The organism is Photobacterium toruni (assembly GCF_024529955.1).
Lineage (GTDB): Bacteria > Pseudomonadota > Gammaproteobacteria > Enterobacterales > Vibrionaceae > Photobacterium > Photobacterium toruni.
On sequence record NZ_AP024854.1, the window covers coordinates 1,630,190 to 1,650,683 of the forward strand.

The 20,494-nt window shown below is 42.0% G+C and carries 28 protein-coding genes; 1 reads left to right on the forward strand and 27 read right to left on the reverse strand.

Features of this window, described 5'->3' with window-relative positions; translation table 11 throughout:
• Positions 1-59: 59 nt before the first annotated feature.
• The 27 genes from OC457_RS07715 to OC457_RS07845 form a co-directional block, all read right to left on the reverse strand.
• Positions 60-629, reverse strand: a complete 570-nt coding sequence (locus OC457_RS07715; protein ID WP_060999070.1) for a hypothetical protein — start codon at positions 627-629, stop codon at positions 60-62.
• Between the two features lie 69 nt (positions 630-698).
• Positions 699-1,187 carry a phage major tail tube protein gene (locus OC457_RS07720; protein ID WP_060999072.1) on the reverse strand — a complete coding sequence of 163 codons (489 nt, stop codon included), beginning with the start codon at positions 1,185-1,187 and terminating at the stop codon, positions 699-701.
• The gene (locus tag OC457_RS07725) at positions 1,180-2,355 is read right to left on the reverse strand and encodes a phage tail protein (protein ID WP_080176530.1); all 1,176 of its coding nucleotides are present in this window, start codon (positions 2,353-2,355) and stop codon (positions 1,180-1,182) included. Before OC457_RS07725 ends, OC457_RS07720 begins: the two co-directional genes overlap by 8 nt.
• Positions 2,352-2,549, reverse strand: a complete 198-nt coding sequence (locus OC457_RS07730) for a hypothetical protein (protein ID WP_060999078.1) — start codon at positions 2,547-2,549, stop codon at positions 2,352-2,354. The genes OC457_RS07725 and OC457_RS07730 overlap by 4 nt, the downstream gene beginning before the upstream one ends.
• A gap of 57 nt (positions 2,550-2,606) precedes the next feature.
• Positions 2,607-2,843 carry a hypothetical protein gene (locus OC457_RS07735; protein ID WP_080176529.1) on the reverse strand — a complete coding sequence of 79 codons (237 nt, stop codon included), beginning with the start codon at positions 2,841-2,843 and terminating at the stop codon, positions 2,607-2,609.
• A gap of 2 nt (positions 2,844-2,845) precedes the next feature.
• Positions 2,846-3,577: a hypothetical protein gene (locus OC457_RS07740; protein WP_080176528.1), complete on the reverse strand. Its 732-nt coding sequence runs from the start codon at positions 3,575-3,577 to the stop codon at positions 2,846-2,848.
• 3 nt (positions 3,578-3,580) lie between these two features.
• Positions 3,581-4,234 (reverse strand): hypothetical protein, encoded by a 654-nt coding sequence (locus OC457_RS07745; RefSeq protein ID WP_080176527.1) that lies wholly within the window; start codon positions 4,232-4,234, stop codon positions 3,581-3,583.
• 8 nt (positions 4,235-4,242) lie between these two features.
• The gene (locus OC457_RS07750; protein WP_080176526.1) at positions 4,243-4,545 is read right to left on the reverse strand and encodes a hypothetical protein; all 303 of its coding nucleotides are present in this window, start codon (positions 4,543-4,545) and stop codon (positions 4,243-4,245) included.
• Entirely contained in the window at positions 4,538-4,918 is a 381-nt protein-coding gene (locus tag OC457_RS07755) for a hypothetical protein (RefSeq protein ID WP_144379624.1), read from the reverse strand. Before OC457_RS07755 ends, OC457_RS07750 begins: the two co-directional genes overlap by 8 nt.
• Positions 4,919-4,924: 6 nt before the next feature.
• Positions 4,925-5,449, reverse strand: coding sequence for a phage tail-collar fiber domain-containing protein (locus OC457_RS07760; protein WP_080176524.1), 525 nt, complete (start codon positions 5,447-5,449; stop codon positions 4,925-4,927).
• On the reverse strand, positions 5,446-6,189 hold the full coding sequence (locus OC457_RS07765) for a phage tail protein I (RefSeq protein ID WP_080176523.1): 744 nt from the start codon (positions 6,187-6,189) through the stop codon (positions 5,446-5,448). Before OC457_RS07765 ends, OC457_RS07760 begins: the two co-directional genes overlap by 4 nt.
• The gene (locus tag OC457_RS07770; RefSeq protein WP_080176522.1) at positions 6,173-7,150 is read right to left on the reverse strand and encodes a baseplate J/gp47 family protein; all 978 of its coding nucleotides are present in this window, start codon (positions 7,148-7,150) and stop codon (positions 6,173-6,175) included. The genes OC457_RS07765 and OC457_RS07770 overlap by 17 nt, the downstream gene beginning before the upstream one ends.
• Positions 7,147-7,479: a phage baseplate protein gene (locus OC457_RS07775; protein ID WP_080176521.1), complete on the reverse strand. Its 333-nt coding sequence runs from the start codon at positions 7,477-7,479 to the stop codon at positions 7,147-7,149. The genes OC457_RS07770 and OC457_RS07775 overlap by 4 nt, the downstream gene beginning before the upstream one ends.
• Positions 7,476-8,060 (reverse strand): phage baseplate assembly protein V, encoded by a 585-nt coding sequence (locus tag OC457_RS07780; RefSeq protein WP_060999093.1) that lies wholly within the window; start codon positions 8,058-8,060, stop codon positions 7,476-7,478. The genes OC457_RS07775 and OC457_RS07780 overlap by 4 nt, the downstream gene beginning before the upstream one ends.
• Complete coding sequence (locus tag OC457_RS07785; protein WP_065190226.1) at positions 8,041-8,532, reverse strand: hypothetical protein; 492 nt, start codon at positions 8,530-8,532, stop codon at positions 8,041-8,043. The genes OC457_RS07780 and OC457_RS07785 overlap by 20 nt, the downstream gene beginning before the upstream one ends.
• Complete coding sequence (locus OC457_RS07790) at positions 8,498-9,013, reverse strand: phage tail protein (protein ID WP_080176617.1); 516 nt, start codon at positions 9,011-9,013, stop codon at positions 8,498-8,500. Before OC457_RS07790 ends, OC457_RS07785 begins: the two co-directional genes overlap by 35 nt.
• A complete protein-coding gene (locus OC457_RS07795; RefSeq protein ID WP_080176616.1) occupies positions 8,994-9,326 on the reverse strand; it encodes a hypothetical protein in 333 nt (110 codons plus the stop codon). Before OC457_RS07795 ends, OC457_RS07790 begins: the two co-directional genes overlap by 20 nt.
• A 23-nt stretch (positions 9,327-9,349) precedes the next feature.
• A complete protein-coding gene (locus OC457_RS07800; protein ID WP_080176615.1) occupies positions 9,350-9,673 on the reverse strand; it encodes a capsid cement protein in 324 nt (107 codons plus the stop codon).
• Between the two features lie 69 nt (positions 9,674-9,742).
• Complete coding sequence (locus OC457_RS07805; protein WP_262054052.1) at positions 9,743-11,740, reverse strand: ClpP-like prohead protease/major capsid protein fusion protein; 1,998 nt, start codon at positions 11,738-11,740, stop codon at positions 9,743-9,745.
• A complete protein-coding gene (locus OC457_RS07810; RefSeq protein ID WP_235867011.1) occupies positions 11,724-13,211 on the reverse strand; it encodes a phage portal protein in 1,488 nt (495 codons plus the stop codon). The genes OC457_RS07805 and OC457_RS07810 overlap by 17 nt, the downstream gene beginning before the upstream one ends.
• Positions 13,204-13,413 (reverse strand): hypothetical protein, encoded by a 210-nt coding sequence (locus tag OC457_RS07815; RefSeq protein WP_036794937.1) that lies wholly within the window; start codon positions 13,411-13,413, stop codon positions 13,204-13,206. Before OC457_RS07815 ends, OC457_RS07810 begins: the two co-directional genes overlap by 8 nt.
• Positions 13,410-15,503 carry a terminase gpA endonuclease subunit gene (locus OC457_RS07820; RefSeq protein ID WP_080176552.1) on the reverse strand — a complete coding sequence of 698 codons (2,094 nt, stop codon included), beginning with the start codon at positions 15,501-15,503 and terminating at the stop codon, positions 13,410-13,412. Before OC457_RS07820 ends, OC457_RS07815 begins: the two co-directional genes overlap by 4 nt.
• Complete coding sequence (locus tag OC457_RS07825; protein ID WP_036794941.1) at positions 15,484-15,954, reverse strand: hypothetical protein; 471 nt, start codon at positions 15,952-15,954, stop codon at positions 15,484-15,486. Before OC457_RS07825 ends, OC457_RS07820 begins: the two co-directional genes overlap by 20 nt.
• A 17-nt stretch (positions 15,955-15,971) precedes the next feature.
• Positions 15,972-16,196, reverse strand: coding sequence for an Rz1-like lysis system protein LysC (gene lysC / locus OC457_RS07830; RefSeq protein ID WP_235867010.1), 225 nt, complete (start codon positions 16,194-16,196; stop codon positions 15,972-15,974).
• Positions 16,177-16,566, reverse strand: coding sequence for a hypothetical protein (locus tag OC457_RS07835; protein WP_080176550.1), 390 nt, complete (start codon positions 16,564-16,566; stop codon positions 16,177-16,179). The genes lysC and OC457_RS07835 overlap by 20 nt, the downstream gene beginning before the upstream one ends.
• Entirely contained in the window at positions 16,553-17,089 is a 537-nt protein-coding gene (locus OC457_RS07840) for a lysozyme (protein WP_262054053.1), read from the reverse strand. Before OC457_RS07840 ends, OC457_RS07835 begins: the two co-directional genes overlap by 14 nt.
• The gene (locus tag OC457_RS07845) at positions 17,067-17,282 is read right to left on the reverse strand and encodes an HP1 family phage holin (protein ID WP_036794948.1); all 216 of its coding nucleotides are present in this window, start codon (positions 17,280-17,282) and stop codon (positions 17,067-17,069) included. Before OC457_RS07845 ends, OC457_RS07840 begins: the two co-directional genes overlap by 23 nt.
• A 210-nt stretch (positions 17,283-17,492) precedes the next feature.
• Here OC457_RS07845 and OC457_RS07850 point away from each other — a divergent pair, with 210 nt between their 5' ends.
• Positions 17,493-20,486: an NACHT domain-containing protein gene (locus tag OC457_RS07850; RefSeq protein ID WP_144379629.1), complete on the forward strand. Its 2,994-nt coding sequence runs from the start codon at positions 17,493-17,495 to the stop codon at positions 20,484-20,486.
• The last annotated feature ends 8 nt before the right edge of the window (positions 20,487-20,494 follow it).

Sequence of the window (20,494 nt, forward strand, 5' to 3'; positions counted from 1 at the left end):
TTGTGACCATTCTCTGAGTTCACTTTCAGTGGTATTACGGTGCATTGGGATCAAATCAATCAGAGCTTCGACGTCACGGGGCGAAAGTAATCCCCCGCAAGTTGAAAAAAAGCGCCCACCTGCGGTTTAATGGCCAAGTAATCATTCAAAGCCATGGCGTCCATATCTTGTTTATCTAAATGACACACAACGCGAAACATGAACTCTTCACGTTCGTAATGATCATCAATATCTGCCAATGCTTCAGAGTGTTTCACCTTAGGAACCGCAAATTTAATGTGACTAATGGTTTCTTCTAGTTCATTGGTAAACGGAAACGCCAAATCAAATTCAAAGTCTTTACCCGTTAATGCGTGATCATTCATTTCATCGGATGGCGTTAAGATAAAAGCACGAATATCTTGATGTAATTGCGTGAAATCAGGCACCGACAGCTCTTCAAACTCAGTCGGCGTTAAGTCCGTACAGGCTAAAATCATCGCCTTAAACTGCTTAAATTGTTCCGCTGCAGACAGATCATCTTTCATCACAAAAGGCAGCTTACGAAACGCACCTAATGTAATGGTATTAATCGTTAATTTATGGCTACCTGAACGGGTAAAAAACGGAAGTGTGATTTGTTTATTCATTGTTTTCCCTAAAAATTCATCAAAAAAAGCGCCCGTAGGCGCTATTCGTTACTCAAGATAAAATCAGATTTAAATGATGCCTGCTAATCCCATCAAATCGACACCACCAATAATGGTTTTACCGGTATTCACATTGATATCATGAACCAATAACCCCGTATCATATTGGGTGTAGGCTTTACAGGTACCTTCAATGGTAATGGTGGGCTTCTCGCCCATCTTCACTGCTTCTTTCTTAATAGCGGTGATCGGTCCATACATCGAATAGGTTTCCACATAGGGAACACCATCGGTACTTTTGCCTTTTTCGACCACGTTAATCTGGGCATTACCCATGGTGTACTTACCTAAAGAGCGCGATAACACCCCATGTTCGCCTTTCACTTTCAATGACCAACTGAGCTTTTCTAAGCCAACGGTATCTTCAGAAGCAACAAATGCCCCTTCATTATTGGCTAACTTGGCTTTCACTTCCGGTGGCGTAAAGTCCACGATTTCATTCATCAATGGCACAGATTCAACCTGTGCCGTAATGCGCATACGAATACGATCAGCCATTTACCACCTCATCAAGCCATGCTGCAATTAACCCGTTATCAACACTCATTTCATACACCATGTGTTCATTTGGTGAATAGCGGCCATAGTTCACGCATAGGAACCATCGACCCGCCGTGTAATTTTCAATATTATTCTTAGTGGGATGAAGAAAGGCTTTAAACACAGGGATCACGGTCTGCGCCACTAAGTCCTGCCCCCAATTGGTTAAACGATCAACCACTTGCTGCATGAACTCTTCAGTCAGTTGTTTACCCAATAATGGTTGGCTGGTTTCTTCTAACTTACGTGCCATCAAGTCTTCTAAGCCAACATGAGAGATAAAACGTCCGGTATTAGTACGGTTACCAATGATCGAATAACCGCCCATTCGTGTATGCGCTATCGTCACCACACCATGTTTATTCAGAAAGTTCGCTTGCGTCGTTTTGTCATTGATTTTATAGGCAATGTTACGGGCGGTTTCATCACACACCACAGAGCGATTTTGTGGACTTTCCCAACCGGATACCGAAGCCATTGCCGCCACTAAAGCGATGGATGCTGGCATTAATACTTGTACGCCGTCATAGGTTTTCATAAACCAAGGATCGATAATGCACAGCTTATCTTCGCCGGTTCCTTCAGCGCCAAACTCTGCCGCAAACTCTGCGGCAGCCATATCATTGGTGTTTGGACCATCAAGCACAGGACGACAACGCACATCACGCCCAATTAACGCCAACTTTTGTCCTACTGCTTTTGAATGAAAACCAGGGGCGGCAATAATGGTGGGTGTTTCAGGGCAAGCCTTAACGGTTTCCAAACCACGAATGGCACCGGTTGCTGAATCCACACCACCAATCACATTGGCTTCGGTGGCTGCAGTAGTCGCACCGACTTCAACCACCGTGACATAGAGTGCGCATTTCACGTACTCAAACAAGTAACGCACCACAGTAGGTAATGAGCCTTGACGATTACCGGTTGAATCTAATGCCATCATCGCATCAGCATAATTCCATAACCGTGTTGGCTCGTTATAAGCAATGGTGCCGCGTTTATCGGGCGCCGTACCAATCAAGTGCACCACTTGTTGCGCTAATGGCCCCATACTTGGTTGCGGTTCAATGGTACGAACCTCAACCCCGTTTAATTCAAAATCTTGAATGGGTGCTAATGAACTCATTGTTGCTGTCCTTTGGCTTTTTGTTGGGTTGGAAGTTGTGCTGGTTTACCAATCTTGCCATTCATCAGCAAAAAGGCGGTTTGGGTTGGATGTAACGCAATGGTGTTATCTGCAGGTGAATACCAACGCCCATTTAAACGAAAAGGCTGCAAGATCGGATGATCTTGCAGCCCTGTTTGATTCAAGGTTGCCATGTGGTGTCCTTTAAACGTGAAATTTAGATGTAAAAAAACCGCTGACTAGAGCGGTTTCTAAATGGTAGGTGTAATAAGATATAAATCTTTTGGCTTTGGTTCTTTTGAATTAGCCCAAGCACGACAAGCATCAATAAATGTGTGCATTTGAATTTTAACATCCTCTGGGCCAACTCGTTCAATCGTTAATTGCTTACCTAACGCATAATATTTTGTGATATAGGCTTCACAACGTTCATTCACTTCAATCGAACTTAAAATATCGTTTGAATAATCAAATATTTTATCTTGCATTATTAAGATCCTGGTTGCGCGTCATAAGGAGATTCACCGTACATTGATGGCCAGTAACCCCATTTAGGTGCATTTTTATCTAAGGGAACATGACCTGATACAACCCCAGGCCAAATGAATAAAACTTCACCACTTGCTGATCCTACATATGGATGCGCATGCAAATAAGCCCCTGGTCTTCCATTATAATGTTTACCGCATAGACTCCAATTATCAGTAATGCCGTCTAACCACATATTTGAAATACTACCAGAAATCAATTTGGCATAACTCGCTACCGTAATATATCCAGATATATTTGCAATAGGATTGGGGTATATAGAATAGTTCGAATGTGCGCTTGAATTATAATTGCTCCACACCATTTTCATAACTCTTATAGCAGGCTGAAAATGTTGATTCCCAGCCATTCCCATTGCCGTCATGATTTCTTTTTCTTCTGCATCTCTTTCGCTCCACACAACCCCTGTAGCAATAGTTCGATATAAAGATACCTCTATTGTATATTGCGCATTTTTAGCAAAATAATCTAAATTTGTACCCGTTAAATTACAATATTGATTTTTAGTTTGACGGAAAATAGCGTTTTCTAAACGAGATTGAATTATAAATTTATCAAACTTAGCCTTTGCTATTTCAACTTCCTTATCAATATCCCCAATCTTGCCATTCACGGCACCAGTAAGGTTTTCTGAGGCTTTAACTAATGCCCCTATTTGTTGTTCTAAACTCATTTATTAACTTCCATTAATTTTATTCGCTGCATCATTAAACGATGCGGCAAGTCGTGTAAAACCATCCGCAATCTCTTGCTCTAATGTCGATATTTGGCCTGAGGTTGCATAGTGAGCTGGCGCATTACCACCAAACAGTGTGGTGTCTGCCGCTTTACCTCGTTTAGTTAGAAATTGTGCATCCGCCGCCGTAATGCTGTAGACCTGATTGGCATTCGCTTTCTTGGCTAATTCCGCTGTCATGGTGGCAGCAAAATGGGGATCATTACCTAGTGCCTTGGCCAACTCTTCAAAGGTATCTAATACTTCAGGTGCCACGCCTATCAATTGCTTAATACGGGCATCTATTTGTGTCGGTGTTAAGGTATCAATCGTATCGGCTTTATCATCAAGTGCAGGAATGGTGACCTGCAGCGTGACATTGCCTGAACCATCAAAGGACACTGAGCCATTGGCATCACGGCCAAGGGTGATGGTGCGGGCAACTTTGAGTTTATTGGCCGTTGCCGTGTTAGCGCCTAAAGTAGAAAGCGGATCATCAAGATAAGAACGTGAATAGATTTCTGTTTTGTCAGCTTTTAATCGCAACTTGCCATTAATCACACCCATCACGTTATTGAGTGCCGCTATCATTTGGTCAATTTTATTGTTTAACACTTTCACTCCTAAGCTGACAGTTCCCCCGCCTGAAAGTTAAACCCGTTGGTGATGCTGATAATGACGCTATCTAACAATGTTGCGGTTGATTGGGTAACTTCAGAAGCGGCCACCGCTAAGGCTTTAGCTTCTGCAGCCGTTGCTAAAACCTCTTCACTGACAGTTCCTACTGGTCCTTGTTGACCAATCGTTACCACCTGAATATTGGGTTTTACTTGCTCTCGAACAGTAGCAATCCCTTGCGGTAACCGCACTGTTATCACGCGGTCAGTATTGAGCGTGACCAACACTTTTGCATTTGCGCTAATCATCAACCGCCCCTTTTATCAGTACAGCAGGACCGCGTAAGATGCTGTAAGGATCACCACTTGGAAAGGTTACCCGCACTTCATAACTCGCGTTCTCCCATGTTATTGGTTGGTGGCCTTGGGTTTGGTCATGGGTGACTTTGATATCGAGCGCATCACTCTGCTGTTGGTGTTCAATAATGGTGATATGTCCAGATTCTGTGGTACCCCGTACCAGCACTTCCCCCTCAATAGAGCGCACAACGAAAACAGCGGTACAGCCAAACAATTTCACATAAGGATTGCTATCATCACCGGTTGTCCAACTGACATCAAAGCCATAGGTTGTGCCGGCAATAATGCTCAGTAATGGCGGTCCCTCCATCGTGCATGCCATAATCCCTCACACTCTTTTCTCTAGTTCATTAAAACGAAATAGCAGTTCAAGATGGCGCGACATATTGCCAATTTGAGCTGTTGCTATGGTGGTTAACTCTTCACCCAATAACAGGTTTATATTGTCATTACCGACCTCAATCGTGATGCTATTTGACGGTAATGGGGAGACATCTAGCGTGAACTTCTGCAACCAACTGGCATTGGCTGATTTATACGCCAATAAAGTATTAGGCACTGAATAGACCGCTAACAAGGTGCCCGTTTCTAAAAAGAACCCGACTTCTCGCACTTCATATTCCAGATTGCCTTTAAATACCGCCGCCATACGTAGTTGTGTGGGGCTTAATTCTTCCCAATCTGAAATCAGTTCACGTTGCTTTTCGTTGTACAACGCTTTTTGTTCCGGTGTTGGCTGATAACTGCGGTCACCTGCCGCTATCCATTTAATCGCCCCTTTGATGCCTTGGTTTTTGGCGCTAATTAGCTCTGCCAATCCCACTTTAGTAAATTGAACAACGGGTGAACTCATGTTCTTGCTCCTAACGTTATATCGGTACTCATCACCATACGCATACCGCCTGCAAAATAGCTCCCACCTGCACACCACGCATCATTAGGCATGGCTCCCTGATATGACTCATCACCAACAGTGGTATGAAAGTGAGTACCTGAAACACCAAAGGGAGCTAATACCAGCGGTGATGGTGGCATGATGCCAGTGGCTGAATCATCGTAATCAACAACAGATGGCTGTTTTACCCCTGAGAACGTGAGCCCAGTATCTAAACCAAAAGCTAAAATCAGTTCAACGGTGTCGCGCTCAGACTTGGTATTTTCAATCCGTGTCAGCATCCGTTTAGCTGTTTTTTGATTTACTGGCTCATTACGTTTCCAAGCCACCACCTCAATATGATAAGGACCTGGAGGCGCATCCATTTGATACCAAGGGGTAACTTCAATATCACAATCCAACGCATCCATAGCCACCGCTAAACCGTGTCGCGTTCCGGCTTTTCGATGGATTTCAAAAGCGTTATCGGCAGTTTTACGTTGCTGCTCTAAGGAATCTTCAGGTCGCCAATCGGTTACCCCACGCTCACCAGCAAGTAAGGAAACAAAGTGTTCTGAGGTTAATCGTGGTTGTTTTAGCTCAGGAAAGGGATCGCGTTGGTTCGCTAGTAAGGTATGCCAAGCATATTCTAAGGATTCTTCAATCAAGGTGCGGTTTTCAGGTTGAACAGAAATAAAAGGCTCAGTCACCTCGAACATCAATGATCACCTCCGTACAATACGGCGCTTCATCCCACTGGCAAATAACATCAGCTGCAGGTTCGTGGACTTTGGCGCGTTTTGCCCCTAACTCATAAAGAATGTGTGCCACCTCTTCTCTATCAACAATGCCATTGAGCTTATGGCGTTTTTCAGCTAACGTCCATGCAGCGTGTTCGGCTTGGGCTTTATCAACATGCGAGCTTGGATCAGAGCCGGTATACACCGAAGCCACAATTCGATATAGCTTTGGAGCCGCACTCTTAGTGGTGATTTCATCAGACTCTTGAGCAATATCATCACGTTGAAGGTAATCAGCCACCCGCTTTAATAACGCAGCACTGGCAATGCCTTGTGGATGTTCTCGACTTAGCACTGCCACACACACTTTGCCAGAGTTGGGCTCTAGCATTTTAGGCATCGCATCTTTAACAGGCATCGGCCTGTTTAAGTGCTGAAATTCATACCGCATCACCACCGCATCAGGCTCTGATTCAATCTTTATCAGCGGCCGTTCATCTAAGGTCAGCGCATGAAATTTATACCCCATTCGCGTACCTGTGGTATGGAACTGATAAGGCGCTAAATCAAACCGCTGCAGTAGGCTTGCATCTGATTCCATGATGGCGGGTTTAGGTGGAAAAATACTGTTATCGCTTGGCGTTAATATTTGCCGCTTTAAGCCATATTGCAATGCCAGCAAATCCACCATGTCGGATTCAGTGACGAACTTACGAAACATCTGCAAAGCTTGGTGATTCTGCTCTCGAATCTCAGCCACTCGCTTTAATACAAACGCCTGAGTCACTTGTGCCAGCAGTTCACCATCATTGGTCATGGCTTGGTGTAATAATTGCGCCTTATCGGTATCTGACTTAGCACAATACGCCACCGCAGCTTCAATATACTCACTCAATAAGGTTTCAAATTCAGGCACCACAAACGCTTTAGGTAAACTCATAACCGCACCTGTAATTTAATATCATTCCCTTGCCATACGCCTTTCACCACCACTGAAAACCCCGTATCACTTGCTATGGCTTGGCACTGTTTAGCTTTAAATTGGATTAAACCATTAGCAGGATTAGCCAACGCTTCAAGGGATAGGTTTTGCACTATCATGGCTTCCGTTGGGCTTTGCATGCGACCTAACCGGGCAATGGCTTTATTCCCTATTTGGCGGCGCTTAATGCGTGAGGTCATTTGTGTTGTCAGGATCCGTTCAAACCGACACGTTAACGCTGTAATACCTGTGACGGTTTTCCCTGTTTTAGGATCAATCCCTATCATTGTTGTTGCTCCGTTTTACTGGTGTTAGGGTTTCCATGCCTATGGATATGACCGTTATAAATCTTACGATCCGCAGCCATCGAACGAGTACCATCAGCCACATCACCCGAAGCACGATAATTACCCTCTTGTTCTATATCACCCACCACTTTGACACCACCAGGATAATGCGCCGTTAATGCACCAGTATCTAAGTCATAACACTCAGTCATACCGTTGCCGTAATCGGTCATCACTTGGTTTTCTTCGGTAGTAGGACAAGGAAAGTTTGTTGAAGGTAATCCCATAAGAGCAACGGAATTATTGAGGTTATCACCACAACCTAAGTTAATCAGAATGCACTGCTCACCGACACTAGGACGCCGATAGTGACTAACACGCCCCGCACTATGAACAAAGAACGGCACCCGCGTTGCCTTATTCTGACCAGCGGTAACATCAACACTTTGTTCTGATGCCGCAGCCACCACACCAAGGCGAATAATATTGTTTGAGGAACGGCGGTTTTCTTCCATTTCTTCACGCAAAGCCATCACTTCTTTTTCTAACGAACGGATCCGTTCAACTAATGCCCTCAACATTGGCTTTCGTTCCTATAATCTCATGCCAATCGTGTTCAATCGGCCCCATAAAAATACGCTGCTTGATAGTAACAACCCGTAAGAACACCCCATTATCAGGATTAAAACGGCGCGGCAGATTTGAAATCAACCGCGCCTCTTCAACATCATCCACACAACCAAAACGTTGATTGAATAACTCACGTTCAATACGACTGGATAAGTCCAGCGCCACCACATCAAAGTTAGCTTGAGCAATCGGCACTTCAACCAAAAATCTCAGCTCAATTTCATGGATTTTACGGCCATCATTGTTGGTGTGATTAATGGATTGGCATTCACCGCATTGGTAACGCACGATAGGTGCACTTGGCTCTGTTTCTTCACGTTGATAAGCGGTTTCTATCTTGCCGAGCTGTAAACGCTGCTCTAATCGTTCAATGACGGTCATCACCCATTCACTGGGTGCCCGAAAGAATGAATTGGAACTCACGATGAAAAAACTCCTCAAATTTACGGTTCAAATCAGGTAAGTAAGAATCAATGATCTCTTCTGCTTCTTCACTAATATCAATTGTGACTAACTTAATGGATTTTCGACCTTTATTTCCACGACGAAAGACCAACAGTTGATCACTGTCCATCGGTGAGATAAACGCACCATCATAGAAATGGCCACCCACTTGCACCCCTTTACCATTTTGAACAGGTATCCCTAATCGATGCACACCAAGGCTTCTTACCCCCACCCACAGCTTTGACATACCGCCATTTTTATAGGTTCGAAAACGGGTCGTCATGGCTTTTGAATCAATACTGAGTTCATAACCTAAATCAGCCATCGAAACCGCCCTTAACCAGCGATTGGTTTTGATCATCGCTTGTTTAGCGGCTTTGGCTAATTCATCAGGTAGGTAGGAAAGACGGGCAAGAAAACGGGTGTCTAATACCATATTAGAATTCAGAGAAGTCATGCTTAATCCCTGCTTGCGACAGATTTAAAACATATTCACGCTGCAGCTGACTGTCTTTGTTGCCCTTGCCTTGTTCATGGCCATAGAGCACCAAGCTATAACGCTTACCCTTTATCATCATGGTTGATAACGGTGGTAAACAACTCCCCGTTAATAACCGTTTAATAGCATGATTCTCTGATGATTGGTGTTTGATGTAACCTTGAATTTTTCGTTGTTGGCCATCAGGTAACATCACCACTAATTCACTGCCAAAGCACTGCTGAATAGAGGCTTGAATCAACTGCCGAGCATCATCAAACGCACTCTTCATTGATGATCACCACCCTTTGTGAATTAACCGTTTAAGGCAACGCCCATCAACAACACGCCGTTATCAATGAATGAGCCGATAGGAATGGTCACCGCACCATCACCTGTTGGTGCGGTTTTAGTAAATACACCACCATCAAAATAAGCCGCTTCACCCACAAAGGATGGAGAATCACCGGCTTTAATGGGTCCATCAAACAAACCACGGTAAGTACAGCTCACCATTTGGCCTTCTTGAGCCGAATAGTTAGGTACCACAATCAACGCACCATATTTAACTGGCACATCTTTCTCAAAGCCACCCACAGGCGCTTTTAAATCAATCTTTAAACCATCAGCAATACGCATAGTGTTTTCTGTCCATGTGTTTATTACGCTTATAAAAAAGGATGCCGAAGCACCCTATAACAATCGCTATTATTTATTGGCAAACGTTGCCTGAGCAATGCCACGACGATCGAGCACTTTCGAAGTCACATCATAAGTAATACGGAACTTCGCACCGTCACTGCTCCAACCATCCCCCGTTTCTAACCAAGGATCTTGTGCACCATCAAGGAAGCCCATCACTACCGAATCAAAATCTTTACCGGTTAACGCAATCGCACCATTAATCGAAGCTAATCGTGCGGTTTCAACCACTTTAGGAAACTTCTTATAGGCAGGGTTAAACGTATCAGGTTTACTGGCCGTATTAAGTACCGCTTCTAAGAATGATGCATGGTCAGGGTTAGCCAGCAGGATTTCACCGCGTAAATCTAACGCATCCCCTTCAGAGGTGGTCGCGGTTGCAAAGGCTTTATGCAGCGCCATCACTAAGGCTTGGTAATCAGCGGCAGGAATATCATTAACTAAGTTGCCCCACTTATTCGCGCCACCTGCTTGGAACACACTCTTACCATCGCCCATTTTTCCGCTAAGAATGGCGTTAAACATCAACTTATCCGACAAGCGATAAGCCGATTGCATGAACTTACGCGGAATTTTTGAGATCAAGGCAATCTCATCATTGATGATAGCTTGACGAGTAAAGGCAATTTCACGACCAAAACTGGCTAACTGAATTTTCTCACCACTGCCTTTGATGGTAGCTGATTTGTATTCACCGTCTTCTGATACCGCCATTAAATCAGGCGCATCATTAATCAGAATTAAATCAGTTTCTTTAAAGTTAGGCAGGTTTTCAGTATTCGCCAAGTCTCGCCATAATGGTGCACGTACTTGTGCTTCATCTCGCATCACCGTTCGTACACTTTCGGTGATAATGTCTGCAAAATCGCCGCTGTTAAACGCACGAGCGACTAATTCATTCTTGTTACCGCAATATTTAGCGTCCTTACCCACCGCTATTTCAGCCATATCAAGTAAGGTTTTTAAGCGGTACGGGTTATCTTTTTCAATTTCACCCGTACCACAACGAGCATTTAGCGCATTTTGCAGCGTATCTTTAGTGGTATTACCGTTGCCCACATGAATATGAGTATTGGTTAACCCTGTTGGTGGTTGTTCTGCAGTGGGCTCTTGACCATTAATGGAAATCGAACCCAAGTATTGCAGTATCTTGAGTGAGCTATCTTCAGCACTGCAATTTAAATCATTAAGCATTTCATCACGCAGGGTGTCACTCACCTTATGGGTTGCACACAAAGCACGAATAGTCGATTGACGTTGGTTCTCGTTTTTTAACGCATTTTGTAATGCATCGTTATCAATAGGTTTAGGCATAGGATCACTTTGTTGGTTTATTAGAGGTTCAGGTATTGGCGTTGCTGGCGGTTGCACAAGCTGATTCAATAAATCATCAGGGGTATGTTTAAAGGCTTTGGCTTGCAGTTCAGTGGCAGAAACTTTTTTAAGGCAATTGGATAAGTCCACAGCATCAATCACCGCATCAATCAAACCAAACTCCAACGCTTGGTTGGCGGTGAACCAGGTTTCTTTTGCCATCGCTTGCAGCACATCATCTAACGACTTACCACAGCGTTCGGCATAGGCTTCGGCAATGGTCTGCTTGGCGTTCTTCAGTTGAGTTAACGCACTTTCTATTTCATTTTCACCACCCCACGCACCAATAGCGGGATCATGAATCATTAGCTTGGCGTTTTCAGGCATTTGAATTTCATCGCAAGCCATTAAGAAATAGCTAGAAATAGATGCCACTAACCCATCCACGATGCCAATGGTTTTACCTTTGTGAGCTTTAATGGCGTTATACATCGCCAGCCCTTCATAGACCGAGCCACCATAACTTTGAATACGGAACTCAGCATCTTGCGTACCGACAGACTGCAGGGCTTTGATTAAATCAATGGCTTCAATGTCATAACTACCAATATCACCATGGATCCACACCTTCACCGGTTGGCCTTCGCCTTGGTTATTGAGCGTGAACCACGATTTAGTTGTCTTTGGCATGTTGTGCCTCTTTGGTTGAATGTTGGATCTTCGTTTGAACGTTATGCGCAGGATCAGCCGTACTCACAATGGCATCATCATTCATGGCTTGACGTTCGGCTTTTATCTCGCGGCGTACAGCGACAGGGTTATAGTTGCGTTCACGTTGGAAGTGACTGAGTGATTGCAGCCCTAGACGGGTACCTTTTTCAATGCCGGTCATTTCCTTAGCGGGATCAATCCACGGCATCACAGGGGCTTGATAAATAGCATTAAGTACTGAAACCACATCCACCTCTTTAGGCACCACCAGTTCCCGCGATAAAATCGCCATCTGCAGTGCCATTCGATATTGAGGACGGGTCCAACTGGTAACGAACTTGCGTTGTAAAATGCGATAACGGGCAAAGGAATCAATCAGCTCTTGCCGTTGGGCGGAATAAGAACCAGTGTAATGACGGGTGACACTTGAACAGTTAACACCCGCACCTGATGCCGCTAATCGCATTTGAGCATCACGAAATGGACTGCTCATGGCTTCTTGGCGCTTGCTTTCAACAATGCCGGCATCTTCACCAGGGGCGAGTTCAAAACTGTTCCCCATCCCTAGAAAGATATCGCCACCACGTTCAAAGTTATCAGCCTCACCTGAGCCCGTATCTCGTTTAATGAAGTAGGCAAAGCGGCTGGCAATCTGCGCACTAACACGCTCTGATTGATCGTAATCTTCAATATCAGCAATCAAATCTAGAACCGAATGCAGCAGTGTTACCCCTCGGTTTTGATGAAATCGACGGGTGAATTTTAAATGCGCTACGAACCGCGCATCCACTTCAGCAAAAGAAAAGCCATGGGCATCACGCTGAATCAACAAAGACACCATCTGACCTAAACTATTACGGCGAATACCTTCATACATGCCCTTTTCAGGCTCGTTGATATTCAGGGGAATGTAATCAGGCTCAAATGGCTGCACCCCAAACGGTGTTGATGATGGGTATTCAATCCCTGCATCTCGTCCTAGGTAATAACGAGCAAACACTTCACCATCACGCAGCCACGTTCGACAGGCTAACCATTCGGTTTCAGCCCGTGATAACTCACCATCAATGTTCTGTTGCAATGAAAACCGTTCAAACCATTCGCTGATCTTACGGGCAAAGTCAGTGTGAACATCACCGTTCATGTCTAACGGCTGTGGTTCAATCATAATGCCGTTAGGTCCTACGACATTGGCACATAGTTCATCAAGAATGGCAGTAACATAAGGTGTATTTTCATCCATATGTCGTGCACGTTCGCGTAAAGACTTCGCATCTTTATTGATTTGGTTGGCTTTGCCAGTAGAGCGAGCATTACGTTTTTTGGTATGAGGATTAGCAGGCAGTGCGGCTTGGTATTTATTAATCAGGTTACGGTTATAAAGCCGTTCAGCCCCCGACTTAGGATTAAAATAACAAATGATACGATCGGCTATATTCAATTTACTCAAGGTAGTTTCTCCGGATCATACTGCGACGTCCTCCCTGATTTTCACGGCTAATCAACTGCTGCAGACGTTCTATTTCACGACGTACCGTTGCCAAACTCGCAAAGGTCAGCTTTTCCCCTTCAGCTGTTTCAACCGCTTGTTGCATCAAGATCTTTTTCTCGGCATCGAGATACCACTGCAGCCGTTCACGTTGGGTTGTCATCCAAAAATTCCTTTTGAGTGGTTATATCGTCGACGCGCCACCCGCTCAAACTTCGGCGTTTGGTCAGCATCAACCACATTGCTATTAAATTGCCAATCAGCGGCCCATGCTGGCGGGTTATCCCAATGGATATCATCACCGCCTTTGTAATGCATACCGGCTTCGGCATAGGCACATAAATCAAACGACTCATTACGTGCACCATCAGGCTTTTGCCAATGACCAAGCTCGTCAATATATTCAACGGTCAGTTCATCAAACCAAACCCGATCCGCCCAACCCGGTAAATGAAAGAACCGCGCACCAAACTCTAACCGTGAAAAACTGGCAGCAACGCGATTTTTTAAACGGTTGGTATGCAGCATTAACAACGGGATTTCACCGTTGGCCAACTTACTGCGTTTATCGGGATAGGTTTCTTTAACCAGATCATCAATGTCACGGCTTGCCCCTTTCACTAAGCGGAATAGATGCGATAAGCCATGCCCTTTGAGGCGGTTATAAAACTGATAAGCATGATCGGTAACGGATGAGCTTTTCTGTTTACCTTTTTTCTTCTCACCTGAGCCACCAGAATCACACAAAGTTAATACCGGCTTCATCACCCGCCCTGAGCCATCTGCTAAGGGATAGGTTTTCTTGATCACTTGTTCAATCAACAAATCCCAATCTTCGGCATACACCATTGGGTTAATGCGGTCATTGTTACGATAGGGATTGGTAAGGATTTCAAAGCGGTCAATCACCCATCGCTGCAGCCCTTCACCATAGACATGGGCTTGCACCACAAAACGTGGGTTCTGTTTGCCACCTTGCACATCGATGGACATCATTAAGAAGCGTCCACCTAATGGCACAATGCCACGTTCATGATCAGCAGCTCGCGCCATTAACTGATGCGCACCGACTTCTTGACCACGCGACTGCATCACATAAGGTCGCCCCATACGCACGTTGATAAAGGTTTTTAATGACTCTTCATCACCACAGTCTTTGTACAAGGCATCCGCATTAAGAAAGCGATACACCAAGTTTTCCCAACTGGCATAGGCTGCCACAATGCCTTCAAACCAAAACGTTGCCCATTTACTGGTTCGAATCGCTGATTCATCGGTGACAACCTCACCATATTGGTCAATTGCACCATCACGAAACCAACGCCCTTCAAGATTCATGGTCTGTTTTTGTGATTCAGTATGACGATGGCAACAACGAGGACATTCAACCCATGCGGTTTTAGCCGCTTCTAAAGGCTCAGCATGTTGTTCCCATTTAAGCGTTTCAAAATCAGGACGAAAATAGCTATGACAGTCTTGGCATAACCAATAGAAACGACGGCGATCACCTTGGTTATATAAATCAGCAATACCACCACAAGGTTGGGATTCATGCGGTGATAAATCTTCAACCCGTTTAGGGTTACGTACAATACGACCAGGAGAAGATTCTGCCATCACCATGCCGGATGATTTCGCGTTTTGAACACGCATTAGCATCAGTTCAAACTTAGAACCTTCTTGGCCGACCGCATCATCAGCACGATCGTAATCGGTCGCGCCGGCATAACGATAGGTGGACGCAGATAAACTGGTTTCGGTGGCAGAATCCAACTTTAGGATCATGCCATTTTTAAATTTCTTCGAGGTGATATTGTCATCAGCTTTACGCCCTGTTCTCAGCTTGGCAATGCCTGCCGTGGCTGAAAAGCTTCGTTCTAAATCGACCTTCGACATATCGGTAGCTTTGGTTTTGGTACTATAGATAAGCAGCATGTCACCAGGGGCTTGGGTGACGGTGTAATTTATCCAGCCTTCCACCATCGCTTTGGTTTTACCTGAACGCGCAGGACCAACCACAATCACTGCTTCATAAATACGCCGAGCCAAACAATTTAACGGCTCTCGCATGTACGGTACTTGCGACGATAGAAACTTAGTCACATCGGTACCATCTGAGATCCACAGTTCATCATCAGCCGCTTCCACCGGTGTTTTATCCGTGGGCGCACACAGATAAGCAAAGCCACGGCGAATGGCTTTAGCATTGGCAAACTCAATCCCTAAACGGGCATCAAACTGTCTCAAGCTCATCAGCGACCGCCTTTAAATCGAAATTAAGCAGAGTTTCTAAATCTTCAAGTTGTTGCGGTGTCGCGGTAGGAATAGCAGATTCAATACGGGTGATCACCTTGTCTTTAAAGCCTTTAACACTGGCAATACAAACGGCAATTTCATTCTCATAATCTTCTTTGGTGACACTCTCACCAGATTCCCGCATCAAAATCAGCTTTTCACGTTCGCTTTGCACATACGCCCGTAATTCAGCTGCAGTTTTAAACCCCATTAAATCGGGTGCATCTGATTCTTTACGCGGTTGTTGGCATAGGTACGGTGCGACTTGCACCACATCATAAAGTGGCGTGTTGCCCTTATAAGCGACAGGAGAAACCCCTGCCGCTTTTAAGTTTTTACGTATGGTTGAACGGTGTTTACCAAACTGTTCAAGTTCGGTGGTATTCCAAAAACGTTTTTCATTATTCATGGCACTCTCTATTGTGGTTATGGCTCTCCCTCTGTAGTGGGTAACGCCGCACAGTGTGTTGGGTCGTTATAACAACGGCGTAGGTTTTCAATTTGTGCCGCACACAGCGAGAAATGATGTAACCACACCGGATCACGTTTCGCGGCTTCACCCCAAGTCATCGGCGGTTTATAGAAAGGTTGTTTGCAGCTAATCAAATACGCGGCAGGTGGTTTGATGTATTCAATTTTGTATTGAGTCACCACTTGCGGGCTTGGTGTAGTACAACCACTGACTAGCGTTAGGGATAGGCAAATCAGCACACTTTTCATGAGCAATATCCTTATCGATTTGACGTTGTGCTTTTAACGCCCGTTGTTGCCATTGCTGACGTTGACGTTCGTTATGTTCAGCCGCTAATCGTTCTTGGTGAGATGCTTGCTCTAAACGGGTAATGGTAGATTGCATCGACTGATTAACCTCCACCAACTGCTTTGATTGGGTTTGTTGCTCCACAACCAATGCTTGAGCCGCTTCCAGCTTTTGCACTATCTGTGAATACGTCCACGCCAATATCGATAATGCCGTTATTGCACCAACAGTCCCGATGAGCTTGAACTTACTGATAGCCATACAAGCAAACCTTTTGCTCTGCTAAACGGCGTTTAACGATGCCAGCACAGTGACTGCTATCAAGCCGGCAATCTTTCCCATTCACATATACCCAGCGTGGAAACTCATTACAGGCAGCGGTTAACTGCCCTGCTTTAAGTTTCTTGAGATAGGTAGAACTGCGAAAGTTGCCAGCCCCGAGGTTAAACACAAATGACACTGCCATATCGTATTGAGGGCCAGCAGCTAATGTCACTTGCCGATCAACCACCTTTTCCGCTGCGCTGATATCTTCAATGTACCAATCAGCAATGGTTTCGGTGGTTGCTTTGTCGCCTTGTTTTACTCCTGTGGTATGGCCTAACCCTGCAGTCCAACGGTCGGCACTGCATTGATAAGCGGATGATGAACACCCTTCTAAATTACTGATAAACGCTAATCCATCAGGGGTGGTTTTTAATTCGTGATCGGTACCCGCTACAACCGCCAACACACTGGCGACCAAGCAGCCAATAACGCCGCTAGTCTTCTTCAATTTGCTCATAGATTTTCTTCACCTCTGGATGGTTTTGCAGGGCTTTGAGGGTTCGATGTCGATAAAACCAGTTAATAAACGCGGTAAATACGGTGGCAAAAATAGAGATGAGCACCCCTATTTCGTTCATGGAAAGACCAGAGGCTACACCGGTTAAACCTGCCCAAAGGTAGGCAAACCAGCTAATAACTTTCTCTCTCATAGGCGAATTTCAGACATAAAAAAACCGCCTCAAAAGACGGTTATGGATTAAATGGAATCCTAAAACGACAAAACCCCACCGAGTAGGTGAGGTTCTGCAATGTGGTAATTAAACGGCACCATACAAAAAATGTCAATACATCGTGATGCATAATGACATAATTTAGTTTAACATGCTGCTTTTGAAGTTAACTTTTTAGAGACATACAATTTGTTCACAAACCTAGATTCCAAACATAAACTATTCTTTTTAATTTTTATCATAGGATTAATTACTGTTATTAGTAGTTATTATATTTCAGGATTATTACTCGCAATTTTTAGTAGTTCCTTTATTCTATTTTTCTTATATATAACTAAAAATATTTGGGGCCAAGCAAATAGTAATAACAAAGTAAGGATTATATCATTATCCATAATATCGATTACAGCTTCTGCTTTATTATTTAATAATAAAATACTCTCAATAATAACCTCATCGTTACTTAATCCTATTTTTAATGGATTTTTAAATGATATCCCAATCCTAAAAGAAATAAAAATAACTGATGGATTATCTTCATCTATAATCCTTGTTTTTATTTTATGTGGAATTACTATTGTCAATTATTTTATGAGAGATAAGTCAGTAATGGGTGAACACCCAAAAGCTATCTATAAAGAATTCCCTAAAAAAGGATATAAAGAAACTCTACATTCATTTTGTAATGTATTGCAAAATAACATAAATAAAATAGATATAGAAACAAATTGGAGTTCTGAATTTTTCACACCTTTAAATGCAGAGGTCGAAATTATAACAGGAAATAAAAAAGAAAGAAAAGTTACAGATCTATTAAAGGCCATTCGTTCTGACAAAAAAAGCCAAGTTTTTCTAATTCTAGGAGATCCTGGTTCAGGTAAGAGTGTAGCTTTAAGAAAATTATGCTCAGAAATGATTAATGAAGTTCAAAAAACAGGCCGTATACCTATTTATATTAATCTAAAAGATTGGACTACAGAATCACAGTGGAGTGAAGAAAACCCTCCTCAACAAAAAGATCTTTTATTTTTCATTAAAAATTCATTAAAAAGTGAACTAGATGTTTTTGGATGTGAATTTATAGATGAATATTTTGATGACATGTTTAAAAATGGTCGATTATTCATTATTCTTGATTCATTTGATGAAATACCTGCATTACTTGATGAAAATGAAAAATCTTGGTTAGTTGATCATTTATCTGATCTAATTTACAAAACATTAGCTGGAACTCATGCATCTCGCGGTATATTATCATCAAGAATATTTCGAAAACCAACTCAAAAATTTCAAACTGACACAAAATTAGAAATAAGACCTTTTAGTGAGATACAAATAAAATCAGCTCTTGAAAAATCAGTATCAATAGATAAAAAACAAATTTCAACAATTTTCAAAGAAAGGCCAGAATTAATATCTATTGCTCGAAATCCTTTTACAACATCTTTAATATCTATGTATATAAAAGATAATAAAAATAGTTTACCAACTAAACAATCAGACTTATACCAAAGCTACATTAGAAAAAGACTAGAATCAGCTCAAGATCGCGTGGAAAAATACAAATTATCGTCTCATGATATAATAAGTTGTGCATCTGAAATAGCATTACTCATGTTTAATACACCGAACTATGGTTTAGGTGCTCCAATTAATGAACTAATTAACAAAATCCCAAATCATGATGTCAGAAATGTCACTAAGATCCTCCAATATATTCGCTTGGGTCGAATTGGTGGTATAGATAATGATTCATTTAGCTTTTCTCATAGAAGATTTAATGAATACCTAGTTGCAACTAAATTATTAAAAGACCAATCATTAGTAAATTTAGAATCAATACCTAATGATTCTAGGTGGCGAGATGCTTTAGTTATGTATTGCGAAGTTGCTGATAATAATTCAGCTAGAAATATAGCCAATTACTGTTGGGAGGAAATAAAAAAGATCGCAGATATAAAACCTGGAAAAATAAACTCTCAATATATTAAATCAATACATTGCTTAAGGTTTATCAGAGATGCATTTAGAACAAGAAAGGATTGCTTGTCTGATTTCATCCAACCATTAACAAAGGTTATATATAACCAAATAAATAATAATGACTATATTGTCTCTCAAAAAATAATAATAGAATCAATAGGTATATTAGATGAATCAGATATAGATAAACTGGTAAATAAATCTCTAAAAATAAATCACACATGGATTCAAGATGAAGCATTTAAAGCTTGCAGAAATTTACAAAAAATAAGTGATAAACTTGCTCATGAAACAATAAACTACATTTATCACATAAATGACTTTGAATTTTTAAAAAGAAATAAAGAAATAATATTCTCACTTTCATTATCAGATGCTTTTATTAAGGTAAGAAAAGTAATATCTTGGAGAAAAAAAATAATCCAATTAAATATTTTTGCATTATTTATTGCTATTTTATTACAACCAACATTGTTACTGTTCTTAATATCTAGCACACTAATTGTGATGTTTATACGTAGAATATCAAACAATGTAATACCAAAAAGTTCCATTATAAATATGATTAAATTTGAAATTATTCTTTTAATCATACTTTTGTTGTTTTCAAAAGATCTTTCTACATATAATTACTTTTACCCTGAAACTAGTTTGTCTATATATTATAATTTAATAACCACTTTAATATCATTTATGTTAATTCCTTACTTTGACATTTATATGTCATTTAAAAATATACATATGAGATTTAAATCAAAAGATAAAAAAACAATTCTCAAAGAAATAATAGGCATGATAAAAATACCATCAATAATTATATTTTGTGTTTTATTCGCAGTTTTGATAGTTTTTAAAACCATTAGTAAAGAGTTTTTAGAATACTTCATGACAGTTATTCATCCTATTTTATTAGGAATAATATCCACATTATTCATCACACGCATTATATATTTAAGATATAAAGACACAAAGATATTAAAAAATATCAACTTTGACACTTATATCGAAAGAATATTCATATCTGAATTGTTATCAGATATGAATACATACTGGGGTAAAAACAAATTAATAAATATTTTACTAATAAATAAATCAATTTTAACGGGTGATTGGCCTAACAATAAATTTCCTGAAGGCCCAGGAAGAGAATATATTTCAACCTTAGCGAGTATAGAGGAACATAGCTTAAATCTAAATTAAAGAATAGA

Coding starts and splice junctions, on each gene's coding strand:
- OC457_RS07775 (WP_080176521.1), bottom strand. CDS start 7,479: ATGATAGGGATTGATCCTAAAACAGGGAAAACCGTCACAGGTATTACA.
- OC457_RS07795 (WP_080176616.1), bottom strand. CDS start 9,326: ATGAAGAGTGCGTTTGATGATGCTCGGCAGTTGATTCAAGCCTCTATT.
- OC457_RS07815 (WP_036794937.1), bottom strand. CDS start 13,413: ATGACAACCCAACGTGAACGGCTGCAGTGGTATCTCGATGCCGAGAAA.
- OC457_RS07730 (WP_060999078.1), bottom strand. CDS start 2,549: ATGGCAACCTTGAATCAAACAGGGCTGCAAGATCATCCGATCTTGCAG.
- OC457_RS07765 (WP_080176523.1), bottom strand. CDS start 6,189: ATGTTCGAGGTGACTGAGCCTTTTATTTCTGTTCAACCTGAAAACCGC.
- OC457_RS07800 (WP_080176615.1), bottom strand. CDS start 9,673: ATGCGTATTGCTGATGGTTTAAAGATTGATTTAAAAGCGCCTGTGGGT.
- OC457_RS07750 (WP_080176526.1), bottom strand. CDS start 4,545: ATGATTAGCGCAAATGCAAAAGTGTTGGTCACGCTCAATACTGACCGC.
- OC457_RS07720 (WP_060999072.1), bottom strand. CDS start 1,187: ATGGCTGATCGTATTCGTATGCGCATTACGGCACAGGTTGAATCTGTG.
- OC457_RS07845 (WP_036794948.1), bottom strand. CDS start 17,282: ATGAGAGAGAAAGTTATTAGCTGGTTTGCCTACCTTTGGGCAGGTTTA.
- OC457_RS07820 (WP_080176552.1), bottom strand. CDS start 15,503: ATGAGCTTGAGACAGTTTGATGCCCGTTTAGGGATTGAGTTTGCCAAT.
- OC457_RS07780 (WP_060999093.1), bottom strand. CDS start 8,060: ATGTTGAGGGCATTAGTTGAACGGATCCGTTCGTTAGAAAAAGAAGTG.
- OC457_RS07760 (WP_080176524.1), bottom strand. CDS start 5,449: ATGAGTTCACCCGTTGTTCAATTTACTAAAGTGGGATTGGCAGAGCTA.
- OC457_RS07715 (WP_060999070.1), bottom strand. CDS start 629: ATGAATAAACAAATCACACTTCCGTTTTTTACCCGTTCAGGTAGCCAT.
- OC457_RS07755 (WP_144379624.1), bottom strand. CDS start 4,918: ATGGCATGCACGATGGAGGGACCGCCATTACTGAGCATTATTGCCGGC.
- OC457_RS07735 (WP_080176529.1), bottom strand. CDS start 2,843: ATGCAAGATAAAATATTTGATTATTCAAACGATATTTTAAGTTCGATT.
- OC457_RS07840 (WP_262054053.1), bottom strand. CDS start 17,089: ATGAGCAAATTGAAGAAGACTAGCGGCGTTATTGGCTGCTTGGTCGCC.
- OC457_RS07825 (WP_036794941.1), bottom strand. CDS start 15,954: ATGAATAATGAAAAACGTTTTTGGAATACCACCGAACTTGAACAGTTT.
- OC457_RS07805 (WP_262054052.1), bottom strand. CDS start 11,740: ATGCCAAAGACAACTAAATCGTGGTTCACGCTCAATAACCAAGGCGAA.
- OC457_RS07790 (WP_080176617.1), bottom strand. CDS start 9,013: ATGACTTCTCTGAATTCTAATATGGTATTAGACACCCGTTTTCTTGCC.
- OC457_RS07740 (WP_080176528.1), bottom strand. CDS start 3,577: ATGAGTTTAGAACAACAAATAGGGGCATTAGTTAAAGCCTCAGAAAAC.
- OC457_RS07835 (WP_080176550.1), bottom strand. CDS start 16,566: ATGGCTATCAGTAAGTTCAAGCTCATCGGGACTGTTGGTGCAATAACG.
- OC457_RS07770 (WP_080176522.1), bottom strand. CDS start 7,150: ATGAGTTTACCTAAAGCGTTTGTGGTGCCTGAATTTGAAACCTTATTG.
- OC457_RS07725 (WP_080176530.1), bottom strand. CDS start 2,355: ATGAGTTCATTAGCACCCATTCAAGATTTTGAATTAAACGGGGTTGAG.